Source organism: Leucobacter sp. Psy1 (assembly GCF_020096995.1).
Taxonomy (GTDB): Bacteria; Actinomycetota; Actinomycetes; order Actinomycetales; family Microbacteriaceae; genus Leucobacter.
On record NZ_CP083692.1, the window covers coordinates 2,538,619 to 2,557,524 of the forward strand.

An 18,906-nucleotide genomic window follows, 5' to 3' on the forward strand; every position below is an offset into this window, starting at 1 on the left:
GATCAGCTGTTCTCCTTCTGAATCTTGGCCCACTTCTCTTCGACGTCTGAGATCGCGCCGACGTTGAAGAACGCCTGCTCGGCCACGTGGTCGAACTCGCCCTTGGCGATGGCGTCGAAGGACTCGATGGTCTCCTTGAGCGGCACCGTCGAACCCTCGACACCGGTGAACTTCTTCGCCATGTAGGTGTTCTGCGAGAGGAACTGCTGGATACGGCGCGCACGCGACACAGTGATCTTGTCCTCTTCGGAGAGCTCGTCCACACCGAGGATCGCGATGATCTCCTGCAGCTCCTTGTTCTTCTGGAGGATCTGCTTCACGGTGGTGGCCACGCGGTAGTGATCCTCGCCCAAGTAGCGGGGATCGAGGATGCGCGACGAGGACGTCAGCGGATCCACGGCCGGGTAGAGACCCTGCGATGCAATCTCACGCGACAGCTCGGTGGTCGCGTCGAGGTGGGCGAACGTGGTCGCCGGAGCCGGGTCGGTGTAGTCGTCTGCAGGGACGTAGATCGCCTGCAGGGACGTGATCGAGTGGCCGCGGGTCGAGGTGATGCGCTCCTGCAGGATGCCCATCTCGTCCGCCAGGTTGGGCTGGTAGCCCACGGCGGAGGGCATACGACCGAGCAGGGTCGACACCTCCTGGCCGGCCTGCGTGAAGCGGAAGATGTTGTCGATGAAGAGCAGCACGTCCTGGTTCTGCACATCGCGGAAGTACTCCGCCATGGTCAGCGCCGACAGCGCCACGCGCAGACGGGTCCCCGGGGGCTCGTCCATCTGGCCGAACACGAGGGCCGTCTTGTCGAAGACGCCTGCCTCGTCCATCTCGTGAATGAGGTCGTTGCCCTCACGGGTGCGCTCGCCGACACCGGCGAACACGGAGACACCACCGTGGTCCTGGGCCACACGCTGGATCATCTCCTGGATGAGGACGGTCTTGCCGACGCCCGCACCACCGAAGAGGCCGATCTTGCCGCCCTGCACGTACGGGGTGAGGAGGTCGATGACCTTGATGCCGGTTTCGAAGAGCTGCGTCTTCGACTCGAGCTGATCGAACGCCGGCGGGGTGCGGTGGATGCCCCAGCGCTCGGTGATCTCGATCTCGGCACCATCGGGCGCGTTCAAGATGTTGCCGGTCACGTCGAAGACCTTGCCCTTGGTCACGTCACCGACGGGCACCTGGATCGGGTGGCCGGTATCGAAGACCTCCTGGCCGCGCACGAGGCCGTCGGTGGGCTTCAGTGCGATGGCGCGGACGAGGTTGTCGCCAAGGTGCTGAGCAACCTCGAGCGTGAGCGTGAAGCCTTCCGAGCCGTCGCCGAAGTCGACGCGCGTCTCGAGCGCGTTGTACACCGGCGGAATGGCGTCGTGCGGGAACTCAATGTCGGCGACGGGGCCGGTGACTCGGGCGATGCGCCCGACGGTCGGTGCCTCGGTCGCCACAGCGGCGGTTTCGGTCATGCTTTCTCTCTCTTCGTAGTGGGCTAGCTGGACAGCGCGTCCGCGCCGCCCACAATCTCGGAAATCTGCTGGGTGATCTCCGCCTGACGTGCGTTGTTTGCAAGGCGGGTGTAATCGTTGATCAGCGAGTCGGCGTTGTCGCTCGCGGACTTCATCGCCTTCTGCGTCGCCGCGTGCTTCGCAGCGGCCGACTCGAGCAGGGCGTTGAACAGACGTGCCTCGATGTACGCCGGCAGCAGGCGGTCGAGCACCGTCTCCGGATCCGGCTCGAACTCGTAGAGGGGGGCGACGCCGGCTTCGGCCTCGGCCACGCCCTCGACGACCTGCAGGGGCAGCAGACGGTGCACCTTCGGCACCTGGCTGACCATGCTGACCAGGCGGTTGTAGACGATGTGGATCTCGTCGACGCCGCCCTCGCTGGTCGGGGTGCCGAACGCCTCGAGCAGCGCCTCACCGATCTCCTGAGCCGTCTCGAAGACGGGGTTCTCGGTTCCGCCGCTCCATACGCGCTCCGACGGGCGGTTGCGGAAGGCGAAGTAGCCCTGCGCCTTCCGGCCGATCAGGTAGTACGTGATCTCCTTGCCATCGGCGCGGAGCAGCTCGGCGAGCTCCTCTGCTTCGCGAAGCACCTGCGAGTTGAAGGCACCCGCGAGTCCTCGGTCCGAGGTGAAGATCACGACTGCGGCGCGCTCGACCTTTTCCGCCTCGGTGAGGAGGGGGTGGTCGATGTCCGAGTGCGTGGCAACGGCGGACACGGCGCGGGTGATCGCGGTCGTGTACGGGTTCGAGGCGTCGACGCGTGCCTTCGCCTTCTGAATGCGAGAGGCTGCGATCAGCTCCATCGCACGGGTGATCTTCTTGGTCGTCTTGGCAGAGCGGATTCTCTGCCGATAGACCCGAAGTTGCGCTCCCATGTCTCTCCTGTGTGTGTCGGGGGTGGCTCTCGCAGTGCTGCAGAAGACCGGGGCGGGAATGCACCCGCCCCGGGTCGACTACTTCTTGCCTACGACGAGCTGCTCCTGCTCGATCTCTGCCTCGTCCAGTGCCGCGAACTGCTCGGACAGGCTCTCACCCGAAGCGGTACGGAACTCGGGCTTGAAGGCCTCGAGCTTGGCGGTGATCTCGGCGACGAGATCGTCGTCGAGCACCTTGCTCTCGCGCAGACGGTTCAGCGCGTCGGAGTTGCGTCCGAGGTAGTCGAGGAACTCGCGCTCGAAGCGCAGGATGTCCTCAACCGGCACATCGTCCATGAAGCCGTTGGTGCCGGCCCAGATCGAGACGGTCTGCTGCTCCACGGGGTACGGAGTGTACTGCGGCTGCTTGAGCAGCTCCGTGAGGCGGGCGCCGCGCTCGAGCTGACGACGGCTGGCGGCGTCGAGGTCGGAGGCGAACATCGCGAAGGCCTCGAGCGCACGGTACTGCGCGAGCTCGAGCTTGAGCGTGCCCGACACCTTCTTGATCGACTTGACCTGAGCGTCGCCGCCGACTCGCGAGACCGAGATACCCACGTCGACTGCCGGACGCTGGTTCGAGTTGAACAGGTCCGACTGCAGGAAGATCTGGCCGTCGGTGATCGAGATCACGTTGGTCGGGATGTACGCCGAGACGTCGTTTGCCTTCGTCTCGATGATCGGGAGACCCGTCATCGAACCGGCACCCAGCTCGTCCGAGAGCTTTGCGCAACGCTCGAGCAGCCGGGAGTGGAGGTAGAAGACGTCACCGGGGTACGCCTCGCGGCCCGGCGGGCGACGGAGGAGAAGCGACACGGCACGGTAGGCCTCGGCCTGCTTCGAGAGGTCATCGAACACGATGAGGACGTGCTTGCCGTCGTACATCCAGTGCTGACCGATGGCCGAACCCGTGTAGGGCGCGAGGTACTTGAAGCCTGCGGGATCGGACGCGGGCGACGCGACGATGGTGGTGTACTCCATCGCGCCTGCCTCTTCGAGCGCGCCGCGCACCGAGGCGATCGTCGAGCCCTTCTGGCCGATCGCGACGTAGATGCAGCGCACCTGCTGCGTCGGGTCGCCGGTCGCCCAGTTGTCCTTCTGGTTGATGATCGTGTCGATCGCGAGAGCGGTCTTGCCGGTCTGACGGTCGCCGATGATCAGCTGACGCTGACCGCGGCCGACGGGGATCATGGCGTCGATCGCCTTGATGCCGGTCTGCATCGGCTCGTGCACCGACTTACGCGCCATCACACCGGGAGCCTGGAGCTCGAGTGCACGGCGGCCCTGGATCTCCTTGATCTCGCCGAGCCCGTCGATCGGCTCGCCGAGCGGGTTGACCACGCGGCCGAGGTAGCCCTCGCCCACGGGCACCGAGAGCACCTCGCCGGTGCGGGTGACCTGCTGGCCCTCCTCGATGCCGGTGAACTCGCCGAGCACGACGACACCGATCTCGTTCTCCTCGAGGTTCTGCGCCAGGCCGAGCGTGCCGTCCGCGAAGCGGACCAGCTCGTTCGCCATCACGCCGGGGAGACCCTCGACGTGGGCGATGCCATCGGCTGCGTCGACAACAGTGCCGACCTCGGTCTTCTCCGCCTGGGACGGCTCGTACGACGACGCGAAGTCCTTCAGCGCGTCGCGGATTTCGTCCGGGCTGATTGAGAGTTCTGCCATTTCGTTTCCTCTGTCTGTTCCGGAGTCGTCCCCGGTGGTGAAAAGTGGTGCTCTAGCCTGCGAGCTTCTGCCTGAGGTCGTCGAGTCGAGCGCGCACGCTGCCGTCGATGACGTCATCGGCGAGCTGGATGCGGACTCCGCCGATGACGGACGGATCGATGACGGTCGTGATCTTCACGCTGCGTCCGGCGCTCTCCGCGAGCAGGCGGGCGAGCCGGTCCTGCTGCTCCGCCGACAGCGGGGCAGCGACCGTAACGGTGGCCAGCTCGGTACCGCGCTCATCCGCGACGACCTGGGCCGCGCGGCGGAGTGCGACGTCGACGCGGCGACCGCGGGGGTTCGCGACGAGGTGCGAGACGACGGTCACCGCTTCGGACGACAGCTTGCCGGCGAACAACCGCTCGGCGAGGGCCACCTTCTTCTCGGGTGCGGCGAGCTTGCTGCCGAGGTTGAGCTGGAGCTCGTGGCTGCCGTCGATCACCTCGGCTGCGGAGAGCAGTTCGTCCGAGAGCGCGGCGGCGTCGCGAGCAGCGGCGCGCAGACCGAGGTCCTCAACACCGGCGATGAACTCGTTCACGGTGGACCAGCGCGCCGTGACGGCAGCGACCAGGATCGCACGCGCGTCGGCTGAGGCTCCTGCGAAGACCCGCTCGACGAGGCGCGTCTTGCCCGCGACCTCCGCTGAGGGATCGCCGAGCACCGCGGCCAGCGCCGGGTTCGCCTCGATCTGCGCCGAAGCGCGAAGGAGCTCGACCCCGGTGCCCGCCGCGACCTGATCGGTCAGCGCGGCGCGCGCCTGGGACAGAGCCTCGCGTGACGCGCTTCCCATTACTGGGCCGCCTTCTCTGACGCCTCGAGATCCGCGAGGAAGCGATCGACGAGCGCCGATGCCTTCTGGTCGTCGCTGAGCGACTCGCCGACCACGCCGGAGGCGAGGTCGATGGCGAGCGATCCGACGTCCTTGCGGAGCGACACGGCCGCGCTCTGACGCTCGGCCTCGATCTGGGCCTGGGCATGCTGCACGACGCGGGCCTGCTCGACCGTCGCGTCTTCCTTGGCCTTCGCGACGATCTTGGTGGCGTCGGCGCGGGCGGCTTCGCGGATCTCACCGGCTTCTGCACGCGCGCTGGCGAGCTGAGCGGTGTACTCCTGCAGAGCGGCCTCGGCCTTCGCCTGAGCCTCGTCGGCCTTGGCGATATTGCCTTCGATGGCCTCCGCACGCGCGTCGAGCATCGCCTGCATTTTCGGAAGGAAGACCTTCCAGAAAGCCACAAGCAGGATGACGAATACAACCGCCGACCAGACGATGTCATAGGTCGCCGGAAGGAGCGGGTTCTGGTCCGACCCCTCAGCAGCAACAGCGATTGTGTTGATCATCGCTGCCTCCTCTCAAATGAAACGCTGAACCGGGATCAGGAGCCGAAGATGAAGGCGGTACCGATGCCCACGAAGGCGAGGGCCTCGGTGAAGGCGATACCGATCCACATCAGGACCTGCAGACGACCGGCGAGCTCGGGCTGGCGAGCCACACCCTCGATCGTCTTGCCGACGACGATGCCCACGCCGATGGCGGGGCCGATGGCGGCGAGACCGTAGCCGACGGTCGCGATGCTACCCGAAACTTCTGCGAGAACAGACACAGTGAGTGTTTCCTTTCGTAGGGTGAATTCGGCGGTCGCCGAATCCGATTAGTGCTCTTCAGCCAGCGCGAGCTGGATGTAGACGGCGGTCAGGATGGTGAAGACGTAGGCCTGCAGCACGGCGACGAGGATCTCGAAGAGCGTGAAGGCGAAGCCGAACGCGAGCGTTCCGACACCGAGCACGGGGTAGAAGCTCCCCGCGTACAGGATGAAGAAGTTCGTCGCGGAGAACGCCAGGACCAGGATGATGTGCCCGACCATGAGGTTCATCAGCAGACGGAGCGTCAGCGTGACCGGGCGAAGCACGAACGTCGAGAGGATCTCGATCGGCGTGACAAGGATGTAGAAGGGCTTCGGAACGCCTGAGGGGAACAGTGAGTTCTTGAAGAAGTTCTTCGGGCTCTTCTTGATGCCCGCGTAGATGAACGTCACGTAGGAAACCGCAGCGAGAATGAGCGGCGTGCCGACGAGGGCTGTTGCCGGCATGTTGATGCCGGGAATGATACCCGTGATGTTGAACGCGAAGATCATGAAGAACATCGTCGTCAGGATCGGCAGGAACCGGCGCCCGTCCACCTTGCCGAGCAGGTTCTCGGAGATGTTGACGCGCACGAAGTCGAGCGCCATCTCCGTGATCGACTGCCCGCGCGTCGGAATGACCCGCATACGGCGGGTTCCGAAGTAGAACAGGATCAGCAGGACGATCGCGATGACCACCCGGAGCAGCATGATCCGGTTCATCTCGAAGGGCGTGCCTTCGAAGAAGAGCGCCGGAGGATAGAACTCATCGAGCGACGGGGGGTGGAACTCCCCTTCTGCCGCGAGCAGACGGGGGGTCACGAGTTGCACAGCGTTAGCGAACAGCGCCATTCTCCTGATTCGGGGTGTGAACATAGATCCACACGACGTCGAGCGATGGTCGTGCCCCAGGGCTCAAGGGCTGACACAGATGCTCAGCCCGGCAGGGAACACGTCCACTCTATCAATATTTTCACCGCAGGCGAAACTCGGCGTCAGTAACCCGGGTATTGCGCGAGACGCCGCTATGATGCCGACCTTAGTCGGTAGTGGGGTCGGAAATCGCGGGCATGCGCGACTTCACCACGACGAGGACGTCGAGCACGAGGGAAACCAGCACTCCCGCGAGCAGTCCCACGAAGAACGCGATCGGGTCCAGCCAGGTCTGGTCGCGGAGCAGCAGCAGTGCCACGATGAAGCCGATGAACTTCAAGAGCCATGTACCGAGCACGATGCCGAAGAACACCGCGACGTAGAGCTCACTCCCGATGAAGCGGTTCGCGAATGCGATGCTGCCGACGGTGAGTACAAGGAACACACCTGAGAAGGCGGCACCCATCGCGCCCCCGATCATGGCCGGCGTTCCGCCAATCAGGTATCCGCTCCCGCCGACGACGACGACAAGCACGACCGTCGCGATCGCGCCCCAGCGCACGGCGCGGAGCAGGAGCGGCTGCGAGGTGGGCAGCCGCCGCTCGGGGTGCGCTGGCTGGCCTTCGGGCATCGCGGGGTCGCTCACTCGGGGGTCCTCTCATCGGTCGACGACGATGCGCCGATCGGAGCGGACGCACGCTTCTTCCACGGTACCAAGTCGCGCTGAACGACGCGTTCGCGCACCCGGTCCATCGGCACGAAGACCACGACGGCGCAGAGAGCCGCCCCTGCGAATAGGACGACGGCGGGAAGCAGGAAGCTCTGCAGCGTGAACGTCAGCAGGCAAGCGGTCGAGAGGACTGCGGTGCCGAGGTAGAAGATGAGCACCGCCTGTCGAGGCGAGTGCCCCATGTCGAGGAGCCGATGGTGCAGATGCAAGCGGTCGGCCGAGAACGGGCTCTTCCCCGCCATGAGCCGGCGAACCACCGCGAGCGTGAAGTCGGCGAGCGGCAGCGCGAGCACCGCGATCGGCAGGATGATCGGAATGTAGCTCGCCAGCACCAGCTTCTGATCCAGCGCCGCAGGGTTGAGCTGTCCGGTCACGGAGATCGTCGAGGTGGCCATCAGCAGCCCGACGAGGAGCGCTCCGGTGTCTCCCATGAACATGCGCGCCCGGTGCCAGTTGAAGGGGAGGAAGCCCGCGCAGACGCCGATCACGATGGCCGCCAGCAGGCTGGCGAGATTCACCGCGTCGATGGCGCCGGCCTGCGCTGTGAGGATCCGAGTGTAGATGAAGAAGACGGAGTTCGCGATGATGGCCACCCCGGCGACCAGTCCGTCCAGTCCGTCGACGAAGTTCACGGCATTCATGACGAGCGCCACCAGGAAGACTGTGATCGTGAAGTTGAGGCCGGGCGAGCCGACGATCAAGGTGTCTCCCAGCGGCAGCGACACGATCTGCACGCCCTGCCAGGCGAGGAGCGCACCCGCGACGAGCTGTGCGGAGAGCTTGATCATCCAGTCGAGGTCGAGCAGATCGTCCAGGACCCCGACCACGGCGATGAGGGCGCACGCGCCCAGGATGGCCCAGATCCGTCCCGGTGCCGCGAAGATCGGAGCCAGTGACTCCTGCGTGGCCGCGACCCCGAAGGCGACGAGCAGGCCGGCAAACATCGCCACCCCACCGAGCCTCGGGGTGGGCGTGCGGTGCACGTCCCGCTCCCGCACCTCGGGCGCGAGGCGGTAGCGACGGCTCAGCCTGAGCACCAGGTACGACGCGGCCGCCGTCGCGCCCGCCGCGACGAGGGCGACGATGACGTAGATCATGTCAGGCTCCGGTGCGGTCCTCGACCGTGATCTCCGGAAGGAGCTGCGAGATCGCCTCCTGCGAGACGCCGCCGTGGCGGAGGATGCCGATGGTACCGCCGTCCTCAGTGACCTGGGTCGCATCGACGATGGTCGATGACACGCCTCCGGAGGTGCGCGGACCGTCCTCGAGGTACACCGAGACGCTGTCCTCGAGCATCTCCTTCGCGGCTGCTGCGGTCTGTGCGGCCGGCTGACCGGTGAGGTTCGCGGACGACACCGCCAGAGGACCGGTCTCCTGCAGCAGCTCGATGGCGAGCGGGTTATCCGGGATCCGCAGCGCCACGGTGCCGCCTGTCTCTCCCAGATCCCAGTCGAGTGCCGGATTCGCACGGAGCACGATCGTGAGCGCACCTGGCCAGAACGCCTCCGCGAGCCGGTTCACGGGCTCGGGCACCTCAGCGGCGAGCGCGTGGAGCGTCGCGGTGCCGGGGATCAGGACGGGCGGCGGTGACGTCCTGTCGCGGCCCTTGGCGTCGAGCAGCCGCTGCACGGCCGCTGGCGTGAACGCGTCTGCGGCGACACCGTAGACGGTGTCCGTCGGCATCACGATGAGTTCGCCCCTGCCGATCGCCTGTCGCGCCATGCGGGTCCCCGTCAGCAGCTGGGAACTCTCGGAGCAGTCGTACACCTCGGCCATAACGCACTACTCTACCCGTTCGGATGTAGACGAACCGGGGAGTCTCCTCGCCGACCTGCGGCGCAGGTCGAGGACTCAGCGGACTGCGGTGGTGGTGCGATCCCGCTCCGTGAGGTCCCGGTGGGTGACCGGATCGCTCCAGCCGAGCGCGCCGAGGACGGCCTGGATCGCCTCGCCCTGTTCCTCCGCGTGCTCGAGGACGATGCGCCCGCCCGGCTTGACGAGCGCGAGACCGGCCCGTGCGATGACCCGCACCACATCAAGACCGTCGGCGCCCCCGTAGAGCGCGAGCGCCGGATCATGGTCGCGCACCTCCGGGTCGCGCGGCACCATGTCCGCCGGCACGTACGGCGGATTGGAGACGAGCACGTCCACGGCGCCGACGATAGGATCGAGCAGCGCGACCGCGTCGGCGACATCGCCCTGCAGCAGCGTGACCCTGTTCCCGCCGAGTGCCTCGACATTGCGCTCGGCCCAGGCGTGGGCCTCACGACTCTTCTCGATCGCCCACACCCGCGCACGGGGAACCTCCGCGGCGATCGCGAGGGCGATCGCTCCGCTGCCGGTGCAGAGGTCGACCGCGACCGGCGTCTCGGACTCTGACTGCTGGAGCGCGTCGATCGCGAACTGCGCCACGGTCTCGGTCTCTGGGCGCGGAGTGAAGACACCGGGTCCCACTGCCAACTCGATGGTGCGGAACGGGGCTCGGCCAGTGAGGTGCTGCAGCGGAATCCGTTGCGCGCGCTCACCCGTCAATGATCGGGCGGCGTCCGCGGCGCTCGCGCTCACCCGGCCCCTGAGGACCGCGAGCGACTGCACTCTGCCGCGCGACTCCCCCAGCACGTGGGCGAGGATCAGCTCAGCATCGACCTCGGGCCCCGGCACGTCGGCGGCGCGCAACTGAGCGGCCATCTCGGCCAGGAGTCGGTCGGCGGGAATCTCGGCTGCAACCACCACCCCACCCTACCCGGCTGCACCCGCACGAGACACTCGTCACACGGGGTCGCAAAGCATAACCGGGTGTGACTTTGTGCATAACTGAACGGTATGCTTGTCCGAGCATCCGTGACCCGAAGCGAAGGAGATCGCACGCACATGGCACGCACGTATCAGAACATCACCGAGGCATTCGGCAACACCCCCCTCGTCCGCCTGAACCGCGTGACCGACGGCGCGGAAGCCGAGGTCTACGCCAAGCTCGAGTTCTACAACCCGGCCGGCTCCGTGAAGGACCGCATCGGCATCGCCATCATCGACGCCGCCGAGCAGTCGGGCGAGCTGAAGCCGGGCGGCACGATCGTCGAGGGCACGAGCGGCAACACCGGCATCGCGCTCGCGTTCGTGGGCGCCGCGCGCGGGTATCGCGTGATCCTCACGATGCCGGAGACGATGAGCATCGAACGCCGGAAGATCCTGAAGGCATACGGGGCCGAGATCGTCCTGACCGAGGGGCCCCTCGGCATGAAGGGCGCCGTCGCGAAGGCCGAGGAGATCGCCGCAGAGACGGACGGAGCGATCCTCGCCCGCCAGTTCGGCAACCCGGCGAACCCGGCGATCCACCGCTCGACGACCGGTCCGGAGATCTGGAACGACACCGACGGCGACATCGATATCTTCGTCGCGGGCATCGGCACCGGAGGCACCATCACCGGTGCGGGCGGCTACCTCAAGGAGCAGAAGCCGGACCTCAAGGTCATCGCGGTCGAGCCCATCGACTCGCCGCTGCTCACCGAGGGGAAGGCCGGCCCGCACAAGATCCAGGGCCTCGGCGCGAACTTCGTTCCCGACATTCTGGATCGCGAAGTCTACGACGAGGTCATCGACGTCTCGCTCGCCGACTCGATCGCGAAGGCCCGCGACCTGGCCACGCAGGAGGGCATCCTCGCCGGGATCTCTTGCGGTGCAGCGGTGTGGGCAGCTACCGAGGTCGCGAAGCGCCCGGAGAACGCCGGAAAGAAGATCGTCGTCGTGATTCCCGACTTCGGCGAGCGCTACTTCTCGACGGTGCTCTACGAAGATCTGGACGTCTAAGCCGCCGCCATCGCCACCAACGGAGCATCCAGCCAGTTGAGCACCTTCACCCGCATCAGGGAAGACATCGCAGCCGCACGCGCGAACGACCCCGCAGCGCGCGGCGCGCTGATGATCGTGCTCGTCTATTCGGGGCTCCACGCCGTGTGGTGGCACAGGCTCATCCACCGCCTCTGGGGGCGGGGCATGCGGTTTCTCCCGCGTGCCCTCTCCCAGGTGGTGCGATTCTTCACCGGCATCGAAATCCACCCGGGCGCGACCATCGGGCATCGGCTCTTCATCGACCACGGCATGGGCGTGGTCATCGGTGAGACGGCCGTCATCGGCGACGACGTACTCATCTACCACGGGGTCACCCTCGGCGGAACCGGCCATGACACCGGCAAGCGCCACCCCACCATCGGCGACCGCGTCATCATCGGCGCCGGTGCGAAACTGCTCGGCAACATCGAGCTCGGCCATGACTCCGCTGTCGGCTCGAACGCCGTCGTCGTGCACTCCGCTCCCCCGTGGACCACGCTCACCGGCATCCCCGCGGGGCAGCGTCCTCGCCGCGGCGCGCCACACGCAGAGCAGCCGGACATGGCCGACTTCTACGTGATCTGAGGTCGCTTCACGGTCCGCAGTCCGCCTAAACCCGCGGCGACGGGCTAGCGCAAGCGACGTCCGTGGAAGTCCATCCACCTCTTGGTGCGCCGCTGCTCCACGAGGATGAACACGAGGCCGAGGATCCAAAGCGGGATCTGCACGGCGAACGCCACTCGGAACGCGTTGAGCGAGTAGTGCTCGGGGGATCCGGCACCCTGCAGATCGAGCGCCAGGCCGATGCCGAGGATCACGAGCAATGCCGCCGTGAAGCCGCCCGTATTGACGACTCCCGTAGCGAAGCCGGCGAAGCTGACGGGCGTATGCGAACGCGACACCTCGAAGGCGATCATCGAGGCGGGTCCGCCGATCGGAACGACGATGACGAGCAGCAGCAACAGCCACAGAGGCGGCGTCGTGGGCCACACGATGACGGTCGTCCAAGTGAGCATGATCGCGACGGTGATCCCAAAATGGATCCAGACGCGTCGCTCGAGGAATCGCGAGCTCAACGGCCCCAGGAAGAGGCCCGCCGCCATCGACGAGACGACCATGACGCTCAGCAAGCCGCCTGCCGCGGCCGCGTCCAGCCCGACTCCGCCGATGAGGAACGGTGTACCCCAGAGCAGGAGGAAGGCGTGAGAGGCGAACGGCGAGGTGAAGTGCAGCCAGTAGGCGAGGCGCACGCCCGGAATCCTGAGCAGACGCCTGAACCTGCTCCAGAAGCCTACGCGCTTCGGCTGGACCGTCGGCGACGGTTGCGTGACCTCGATCATGGACGTCGCGGGCGGGGGCGAGAGTGGCGAGGCTCCCGCTGCGCCGGACGCCAGCGACTGCGCGTCCCGGCTGCGCCGCCCCAGCCTGCCCGTCATCCGTTCGAGGGCGGTCCCGACTCCCGGCCGATCGCGGATCACGAGTGCCGACAGGATCGTCACGAGCAGACCGACCGCTGCGACGCCGAGGAAGCCTGGCATCCACCCCACCGCTCCGACGAGCAGTGCGAGCGGCGTGACCGAGACGAGCTGGCCGACCTGACCGGTGAGCGCGGTCACCTGGCTCACGGTGGGCAGTTGCCGCACCGCGAACCATTCGGGCAGGAGGCGCATCACACTGATGAACGTGCAGGCATCGCCTGCCCCGACCAGCACGCGGGCGAGCACGGCAAGCCAGACCTCGTGCACCGTCGCCATGAGTACCTGGCCGACCGCCATGAGCAATCCACCGCTGAGGATCAGCGTCGTCGGCCCGAGTCGGTCCAGGAGCATGCCGACGGGAATCTGCAAGCCCGCGTAGACGATGAGCTGGATGACCGGGAAGGTGGCCAGAGTCGTCGCGTCGATCGCGAAGTGGTCCTGCGCCGCCGGCCCGAGAGCGGCGAGCGATGACCGGTTGATGATCGCGATGGCGTACGCGATCGCTCCGACTCCCCAGACCGCCCACGGGAGGATCAGTCGAGGCGAACGCATACGTCCATGCTAGTCCTCCGACCCGCGCCGAGGAGACCGCGACGGGACCGGAAGAAACTCAGGAGCCGAGATCGGCGAGCCTGGCCTCTTCGTCCATGCGGATGCAGGACTCCACGACGGGATCGAGCGCTCCGTTCATGACGTGATCGAGGTTGTACGCCTTGTACCCGGTGCGGTGGTCGGCGATGCGGTTCTCGGGGAAGTTGTAGGTGCGGATGCGCTCCGACCGGTCCATCGTCCGGATCTGAGTCGAGCGGTATGCACTCGCCTCGGCCGCTGCTTCCTCCGCCTGCTTGGCGAGCAGGCGGGCACGGAGCACGCGCATCGCGGCCTCGCGGTTCTGCAACTGGCTCTTCTCGTTCTGCATCGCGACGACGATGCCGGAGGGCAGGTGGGTGATCCGGACTGCGGAGTCTGTCGTGTTGACAGACTGACCACCGGGGCCGCTCGAACGGTAGACGTCGATCTTGAGGTCGTTCTGATTGATCTCGACCTCTTCCGGCTCATCGACCTCGGGGTAGACGAGGACGCCGGTCGTCGACGTGTGAATGCGCCCCTGCGACTCGGTCACCGGCACGCGCTGCACGCGGTGCACGCCGCCCTCGTATTTGAGGTGCGCCCAGACGCCCTGCGACGGATCGCTGGCATTGGCCTTGATGGCGATCTGCACGTTCTTGTAGCCCCCGAGATCGCTCTCATCCTTCTCGAGCATCTCGGTCTTCCAGCCCTTGGACTCCGCGTAGTGCATGTACATGCGCAGCAGGTCGGCGCCGAACAGCGCCGATTCGGCACCGCCCTCGCCGCCCTTGATCTCAAGGATCACGTCGCGTGCGTCATCGGGATCGCGGGGGATCAGAAGCCGGCGTACCCGCTCCTGAGCCTCCGCGAGCCCCGATTCCAGGTCGGGGATCTCCTCGGCGAACGCATCGTCCTCTTTGGCGAGCTCGCGCGCCGCCTCGAGGTCGTCGCCCAGCTGCTGCCAGTGCTCGTACGCCGCCTTGATCTTGCTGAGCTCGGCGTACCGACGGTTCACCCGCTTTGCGCGGGACGCATCGGCGTGCAGTGCGGGATCGGCCAGCTCCTCCTGGAGCCCGGCGTGTTCCCGGATCAGGCCCTCGACCTGTTCGAACATGATTCCTCCGTGAGCGCGTTACGCGCGGGCGATGAGATCGGCGTTCGTCGCAGTCGCCTCGACGCGCTCGACGAGACCGCGGATCGCGTCCTCGGTGCTCGAGCCCGAGAGCGAGCGGCGCAACTGCTGCACCTTCGCCGCGTCCGCGTCGCCGCGGAGCAGCGACTCGCGCTCGGTGTAGGTGCGTGCGACATCGATCGCGGGGAAGATCCACGCGGCCGCGGCATCGCCCGAAAGACGGACGGTGCTGTTGACGACGGGAAGCAGCGCCTTCACCAGCGCCTTGTCGGCTGGGTTACCGGTCTTCGTGTCTGCGGTCGCGATGATCGTCAGCGAACCGGCATTCTCGAGGTTGCGGGCCGCGGAGAGCAGTCGCTTCACCTGCAGCGTTGCCACACCCTCGGGGTCATCGCTGGCGTTCCGGCCACCGGTCGGCACGGCGTCCGCGTAGGCGCGGGCGACATCGGTGACCGACTCGAGCAGCACGATGACATCGTGCCCGAGCTCGACGAGGCGCTTGGCGCGCTCGACGGCGAGCTCGGCGACGGTGGTGTGATCCTCCGTCGGACGATCGAAGGTGCTCGCGATGACCTCACCGTTGATGGTGCGCTGCAAGTGCGTGACCTCCTCGGGGCGTTCCGAGGTGGCGACGAGCATGAGGTGGGCGTCGGGGTGATTCGCCGAGATCGCTGCCGCGATGTCACGGACCAGCGTCGACTTACCGGCTCCCGAGGGTCCCGAAATGAGTGCCCGCTGACCGAATCCGATCGGGGCGACGACATCGAGCACGCGCGTCGACGTCTGGTCGCGAGTGGTCTCGAGACGCACTCGATCCTCCGGGTAGAGCGGGGTCAGCTCGGCGAAGTCGCCGCGTGCCTGCTGCTCCTCGGCGGACCGGCCGTTGACCGTGTCGACCTTGACGATCGCGTTGTACTTCTGGCGGCCGTTGCCGTCGCCCTCGCGAGGCTGGCGGATCGAGCCGGTGACCGCGTCGCCCTTGCGCAGGCCGTACTTCTTCACCTGGCCGAGCGAAACGTACACGTCGCTCGTGCCGGGGAGGTACCCGCTGGTGCGGACGAATGCGTAGTTGTCGAGCACGTCGAGAATGCCCCCGACGGGCAGCAGCACGTCGTCGTCCGACAGCTCGGGCTCGAAGTCGTCGCCCTGTCCGCGGCGCTTCCGGTCGCGCTGGCGGGTGCGCGTCGAACGCGCAGCGTCGCCGCCCTTGTCGCCCCGGTCGGAGCCGTTCCGGTCGCCGCCGTTCTTGTCGCCGCCGGACTTCTCGTTCCGCTCGCCCTTCTCGGACTGGTCGGAGGACTTGTCGCCCTGCTTGGCGTCGCGACCCTGGTTCTGGTTCTGGTTCTGGTTCTGGTTCTGGCCAGAGTTCTGCTTGCCGTTCTTGCCTCGCCCGCCGCGGCCGGATTTGCCCTTGCCCGCATCATCGGCGGAGGATTCGTCGCCGTCGCTCTGCGCGGCGGCGGTCTCGGTCTCGGCGGGGGCGGAGGAAGCTGACTGCTCAGGCTGCTGCTCCCCCGACGACGCGTCGGCGGCCTCGGCCGATTCGGCGGCCTTCGCAGCCTGCGACTTGCGGCTGCGCGACGTGCGCTTCGGCGCGGCGGAGGCAGCGTCGGCGGTCGTGGCGGCGCTCTGCGCAGCGCTCTCGTTCGAGACCTGCTCGGCGTTCTGATCCGATCCGTCGGTTGCCTGCGCCGCGTCGGCGGCAGGGCCCGCATCCGTGTCGGCCGTCTTCTTCCGGGTGCGGGTCGTGCGCTTCTTCGGCGCGGTCTGCTCGGCGTCCGCCGCGGCGCTCGGCGTCTCGGCCGGAGCCTGCACCTCGGCCGGAGACGAGGCTTCGGCGCTCGCTGCACCGGCGTCATCCGCGTCTGCGGCCTTCTTCCGGGTGCGCGTGGTGCGCTTCTTCGGCGCCTCTGCCTGCGCTTCGGCTGCCGTCTCCGCAGCCGGAGCCGCGGCGTCGGACGCGGGCTGAGCCGACGAGTCCGTGGCCTCGGGCGCTGCGGTCGCCGTGCTCACGCGGCGCGAAGCGCGGCGGCGCGGGGCCGCGGCAGTTTCGTCAGCCGGGGTCGATTCGGGGGTGATGTCTGAGGAGTTCTGCTCCACGATGGTCCTTTCGGAAGATGGTGTGCCACGGCTCACGTTCGGGCCAGATGCCCGGAATACCGTGGATTCGCACGATTGTGCTCGGATCGCCGTCGATGACGGCGAGGAAACGGTCCGCCGGTGCGGGCACCGATCAGGTGCTCACTCGGTGCCGGACGACGAAAGCGTCGCGTCGGCGGGAACCGCTTCCACTGTAGCACCCAAGATGTCGACGGCGAGGATCAGCGGCGTCCAGTCTCCCCCGTGAGCGGCGGCGAGGTCGGCGGCGGCAAGGCGCTCGCCCGGGTCGCCCGCGAGGACCATGATCGACGGGCCGGCACCCGACACGACGGCGGCGTGGCCGGCGTCGCGCAGTGCGCGGACGAGGTCACGGGTCTGGGGCATCGCCTCGGCGCGGTAGTTCTGGTGCAGCCGATCCTCGGTCGCTTCGAAGAGCAGCTCAGGGCTCTGGGTCAGTGCGGCGATGAGCAGCGACGAGCGCGAGAGATTGAAGACGGCATCCTCGTAGGGCACGTGCGCCGGCTGCAGGCTCCGCGCGTGCGCCGTCGACACCTCGAATTCGGGTACGAGGACGAGCGGCGAGACCCCCCGGTGCACGAGCAGACGCTTGAAGCGGGGCCCGGTGGGGGCGGTCCACGCAATCGTCAACCCTCCGAAGAGCGCAGGGGCGACGTTGTCGGGGTGACCCTCGAGTTCGGTCGCGTATCCCAGCAGGTCGTCCTCGGAGAGCTCGATGGGAAACTCGGGGTCGCTCTCGAGGAGGCCCGCCGCGATCATCACGCCGGCAACGATTGCGGATCCCGACGACCCCATGCCCCGTCCGTGAGGGATCCGGTTGTGCGCCTGGATGTCGATTCCGGGCATCGCTCGTCCGAGACGCGCGTAAACGTGCGCCGCTGAGCGAACCACGAGGTTCGAGGCGTCGGTCGGGACCGTCCCCTCTCCCACTCCGGTGACCCGCACTGACGCCCCCGGTTCCTCGCGGGTGACGGCGACGAGCTCGTCACCGTACGCGAGCGCCAATCCGAGGGTGTCGAAGCCGGGACCGAGGTTCGCGCTCGTCGCGGGAACATGCACGCGGACGGCGCGCGCCTCGGACTGGCTCATCAGGCGTTCCCCTCGCGACGGAGCACGCTGACGACGCTCGTGACGACGTCGCTGCTGCGCAGGTCGTCGACCATGGCGGCGAGATCAGCCTCGCGTGCGCGGTGCGTGCCGATGACGAGGGTGGCCGTCCCCTCCGCATCGGCGGGAACCGACTGCTCGACGCTCTCGGCGGAGACGCCGTGCTGGGCGAGCAGGCCGGCGATCGTTGCGAGCACGCCCGCCTGGTCGCGCACCTCGAGGATCACCTGGTAGGCCGTCGTCACCTCGCCGACGGGCAGGATTGGCAGCGCGGCGTGATTCGAACCGAGCATTCCTGGCCCCCCGACCACGTGGCGGCGCGCAGCCGAGACCAGGTCGCCGAGCACCGCTGATGCGGTCTCGACGCCACCGGCACCTGCGCCGTAGAACATGAGCTCGCCTGCGGCTTCGGCCTCGACGAATACGGCGTTCTTCCCCTCGTGCACGGCGGCGAGAGGGTGGTCCCGGCTGATGAGCGCGGGGTACACGCGTGCGGATACGCCCTGGGTGCCGTCCGAAGCCGAGAGGCGTTCAGCGACTGCGAGGAGCTTGATGACCGAGCCGGCGTTCTTGGCGGTCTCGATCTGCTCCGCCGTGATCTCGCGAATGCCCTCGCGGTGCACCTTGTCGACGGGAACTTCGGTGTGGAAGGCGATGCTCGCGAGGATCGTGGCCTTCTGCGCCGCATCGTAGCCCTCGACATCGAGCGTCGGGTCCGCTTCGAGGAAGCCGAGATCTGCGGCGACCCGCATGGCGTCCTCCGCCGTGTCGCCGAACCGATCCATCCGGTCGAGGATGTAGTTCGTCGAACCGTTCACGATGCCCATCACGCGGGTGATGCGGTCGCCCGCGAGACTCCACTCCAGCGGTCGGATGATCGGGATCGCCCCGGCCACCGCCGCCTCGTACGACAGCTGGGCGCCCACCTGCTCGGAGGCGGCGCGCAACTCGGGGCCGTGCGCCGCGATGAGAGCCTTGTTCGCCGTCACCACGTCGGCTCCGCCCTCGAGCGCGCGCACGATGAGCGAGCGGGCCGGCTCGATACCGCCCATGAGCTCGACGACGACATCGGCGTCGAGAACGAGCCGCTCGGCGTCCGTCGTGAAAAGTTCGCGCGGCAGTTCGGCGTCACGCGGCGCGTCAAGGTCGCGCACCGCGATCCCCACGAGCGTGAGGCGCGCTCCGACGCGCGCAGCGAGCTCGTCGCCCTCCTCAAGGATCAGCCGGGCCACCTGGGACCCCACCGAGCCGCAGCCGAGTACGGCTACACGCAGGTCACGGTATGCATTCACAGAAAATCTCCGATCGATCTGTCAGTTGGGGTGCGGGGC

At 67.4% G+C, this 18,906-nt stretch carries 18 protein-coding genes; 2 read left to right on the forward strand and 16 right to left on the reverse strand.

The genetic code is table 11. The features are described 5' to 3' along the window. Positions 1 to 2 precede the first annotated feature (2 nt). The 11 genes from atpD to prmC form a co-directional block, all read right to left on the reverse strand. Positions 3 to 1,460: a F0F1 ATP synthase subunit beta gene (gene atpD / locus K8P10_RS12040; RefSeq protein WP_224779147.1), complete on the reverse strand. Its 1,458-nt coding sequence runs from the start codon at positions 1,458 to 1,460 to the stop codon at positions 3 to 5. Between the two features lie 23 nt (positions 1,461 to 1,483). Next, complete coding sequence (locus tag K8P10_RS12045; RefSeq protein ID WP_224779148.1) at positions 1,484 to 2,374, reverse strand: F0F1 ATP synthase subunit gamma; 891 nt, start codon at positions 2,372 to 2,374, stop codon at positions 1,484 to 1,486. Between the two features lie 78 nt (positions 2,375 to 2,452). After that, positions 2,453 to 4,081, reverse strand: a complete 1,629-nt coding sequence (gene atpA, locus K8P10_RS12050; RefSeq protein ID WP_224779149.1) for a F0F1 ATP synthase subunit alpha — start codon at positions 4,079 to 4,081, stop codon at positions 2,453 to 2,455. 52 nt (positions 4,082 to 4,133) lie between these two features. Then, positions 4,134 to 4,910: an ATP synthase F1 subunit delta gene (gene atpH / locus K8P10_RS12055; RefSeq protein ID WP_224779150.1), complete on the reverse strand. Its 777-nt coding sequence runs from the start codon at positions 4,908 to 4,910 to the stop codon at positions 4,134 to 4,136. Beyond that, a complete protein-coding gene (locus K8P10_RS12060) occupies positions 4,910 to 5,458 on the reverse strand; it encodes a F0F1 ATP synthase subunit B (RefSeq protein WP_224779151.1) in 549 nt (182 codons plus the stop codon). Before K8P10_RS12060 ends, atpH begins: the two co-directional genes overlap by 1 nt. Positions 5,459 to 5,493: 35 nt before the next feature. Continuing rightward, positions 5,494 to 5,721: an ATP synthase F0 subunit C gene (atpE, locus tag K8P10_RS12065; protein WP_208237433.1), complete on the reverse strand. Its 228-nt coding sequence runs from the start codon at positions 5,719 to 5,721 to the stop codon at positions 5,494 to 5,496. A gap of 48 nt (positions 5,722 to 5,769) precedes the next feature. After that, on the reverse strand, positions 5,770 to 6,591 hold the full coding sequence (atpB, locus tag K8P10_RS12070) for a F0F1 ATP synthase subunit A (protein ID WP_224779152.1): 822 nt from the start codon (positions 6,589 to 6,591) through the stop codon (positions 5,770 to 5,772). A gap of 187 nt (positions 6,592 to 6,778) precedes the next feature. Next, complete coding sequence (locus K8P10_RS12075) at positions 6,779 to 7,258, reverse strand: 3-oxoacyl-ACP reductase (RefSeq protein WP_224779153.1); 480 nt, start codon at positions 7,256 to 7,258, stop codon at positions 6,779 to 6,781. After that, complete coding sequence (locus K8P10_RS12080) at positions 7,255 to 8,439, reverse strand: MraY family glycosyltransferase (RefSeq protein WP_224779154.1); 1,185 nt, start codon at positions 8,437 to 8,439, stop codon at positions 7,255 to 7,257. Before K8P10_RS12080 ends, K8P10_RS12075 begins: the two co-directional genes overlap by 4 nt. Before the next feature lies 1 nt (position 8,440). Further along, entirely contained in the window at positions 8,441 to 9,118 is a 678-nt protein-coding gene (locus tag K8P10_RS12085; RefSeq protein WP_224779155.1) for an L-threonylcarbamoyladenylate synthase, read from the reverse strand. A 75-nt stretch (positions 9,119 to 9,193) separates the two neighbouring features. Then, positions 9,194 to 10,030, reverse strand: coding sequence for a peptide chain release factor N(5)-glutamine methyltransferase (gene prmC / locus K8P10_RS12090; protein WP_224781283.1), 837 nt, complete (start codon positions 10,028 to 10,030; stop codon positions 9,194 to 9,196). 183 nt (positions 10,031 to 10,213) lie between these two features. Between prmC and cysK the strand changes: the two genes are divergently transcribed. Together cysK and epsC are read left to right on the forward strand one after the other, a co-directional pair. After that, positions 10,214 to 11,149 (forward strand): cysteine synthase A, encoded by a 936-nt coding sequence (cysK, locus tag K8P10_RS12095; protein WP_224779156.1) that lies wholly within the window; start codon positions 10,214 to 10,216, stop codon positions 11,147 to 11,149. Positions 11,150 to 11,185: 36 nt separating this feature from the next. Next, positions 11,186 to 11,755, forward strand: coding sequence for a serine O-acetyltransferase EpsC (epsC, locus tag K8P10_RS12100; protein WP_224779157.1), 570 nt, complete (start codon positions 11,186 to 11,188; stop codon positions 11,753 to 11,755). Positions 11,756 to 11,799: 44 nt separating this feature from the next. On the opposite strand, the gene K8P10_RS12105 is transcribed toward epsC, so the two are convergent. The 5 genes from K8P10_RS12105 to K8P10_RS12125 form a co-directional block, all read right to left on the reverse strand. Continuing rightward, a complete protein-coding gene (locus K8P10_RS12105; RefSeq protein ID WP_224779158.1) occupies positions 11,800 to 13,200 on the reverse strand; it encodes a nitrate/nitrite transporter in 1,401 nt (466 codons plus the stop codon). A 58-nt stretch (positions 13,201 to 13,258) separates the two neighbouring features. Further along, positions 13,259 to 14,332 carry a peptide chain release factor 1 gene (gene prfA, locus K8P10_RS12110; RefSeq protein ID WP_224779159.1) on the reverse strand — a complete coding sequence of 358 codons (1,074 nt, stop codon included), beginning with the start codon at positions 14,330 to 14,332 and terminating at the stop codon, positions 13,259 to 13,261. Between the two features lie 18 nt (positions 14,333 to 14,350). Continuing rightward, complete coding sequence (gene rho / locus K8P10_RS12115; protein ID WP_224779160.1) at positions 14,351 to 16,450, reverse strand: transcription termination factor Rho; 2,100 nt, start codon at positions 16,448 to 16,450, stop codon at positions 14,351 to 14,353. Positions 16,451 to 16,591: 141 nt separating this feature from the next. Then, complete coding sequence (thrB, locus tag K8P10_RS12120; RefSeq protein WP_224779161.1) at positions 16,592 to 17,557, reverse strand: homoserine kinase; 966 nt, start codon at positions 17,555 to 17,557, stop codon at positions 16,592 to 16,594. Beyond that, the gene (locus tag K8P10_RS12125) at positions 17,557 to 18,867 is read right to left on the reverse strand and encodes a homoserine dehydrogenase (protein WP_224779162.1); all 1,311 of its coding nucleotides are present in this window, start codon (positions 18,865 to 18,867) and stop codon (positions 17,557 to 17,559) included. Before K8P10_RS12125 ends, thrB begins: the two co-directional genes overlap by 1 nt. Positions 18,868 to 18,906: the final 39 nt, after the last annotated feature.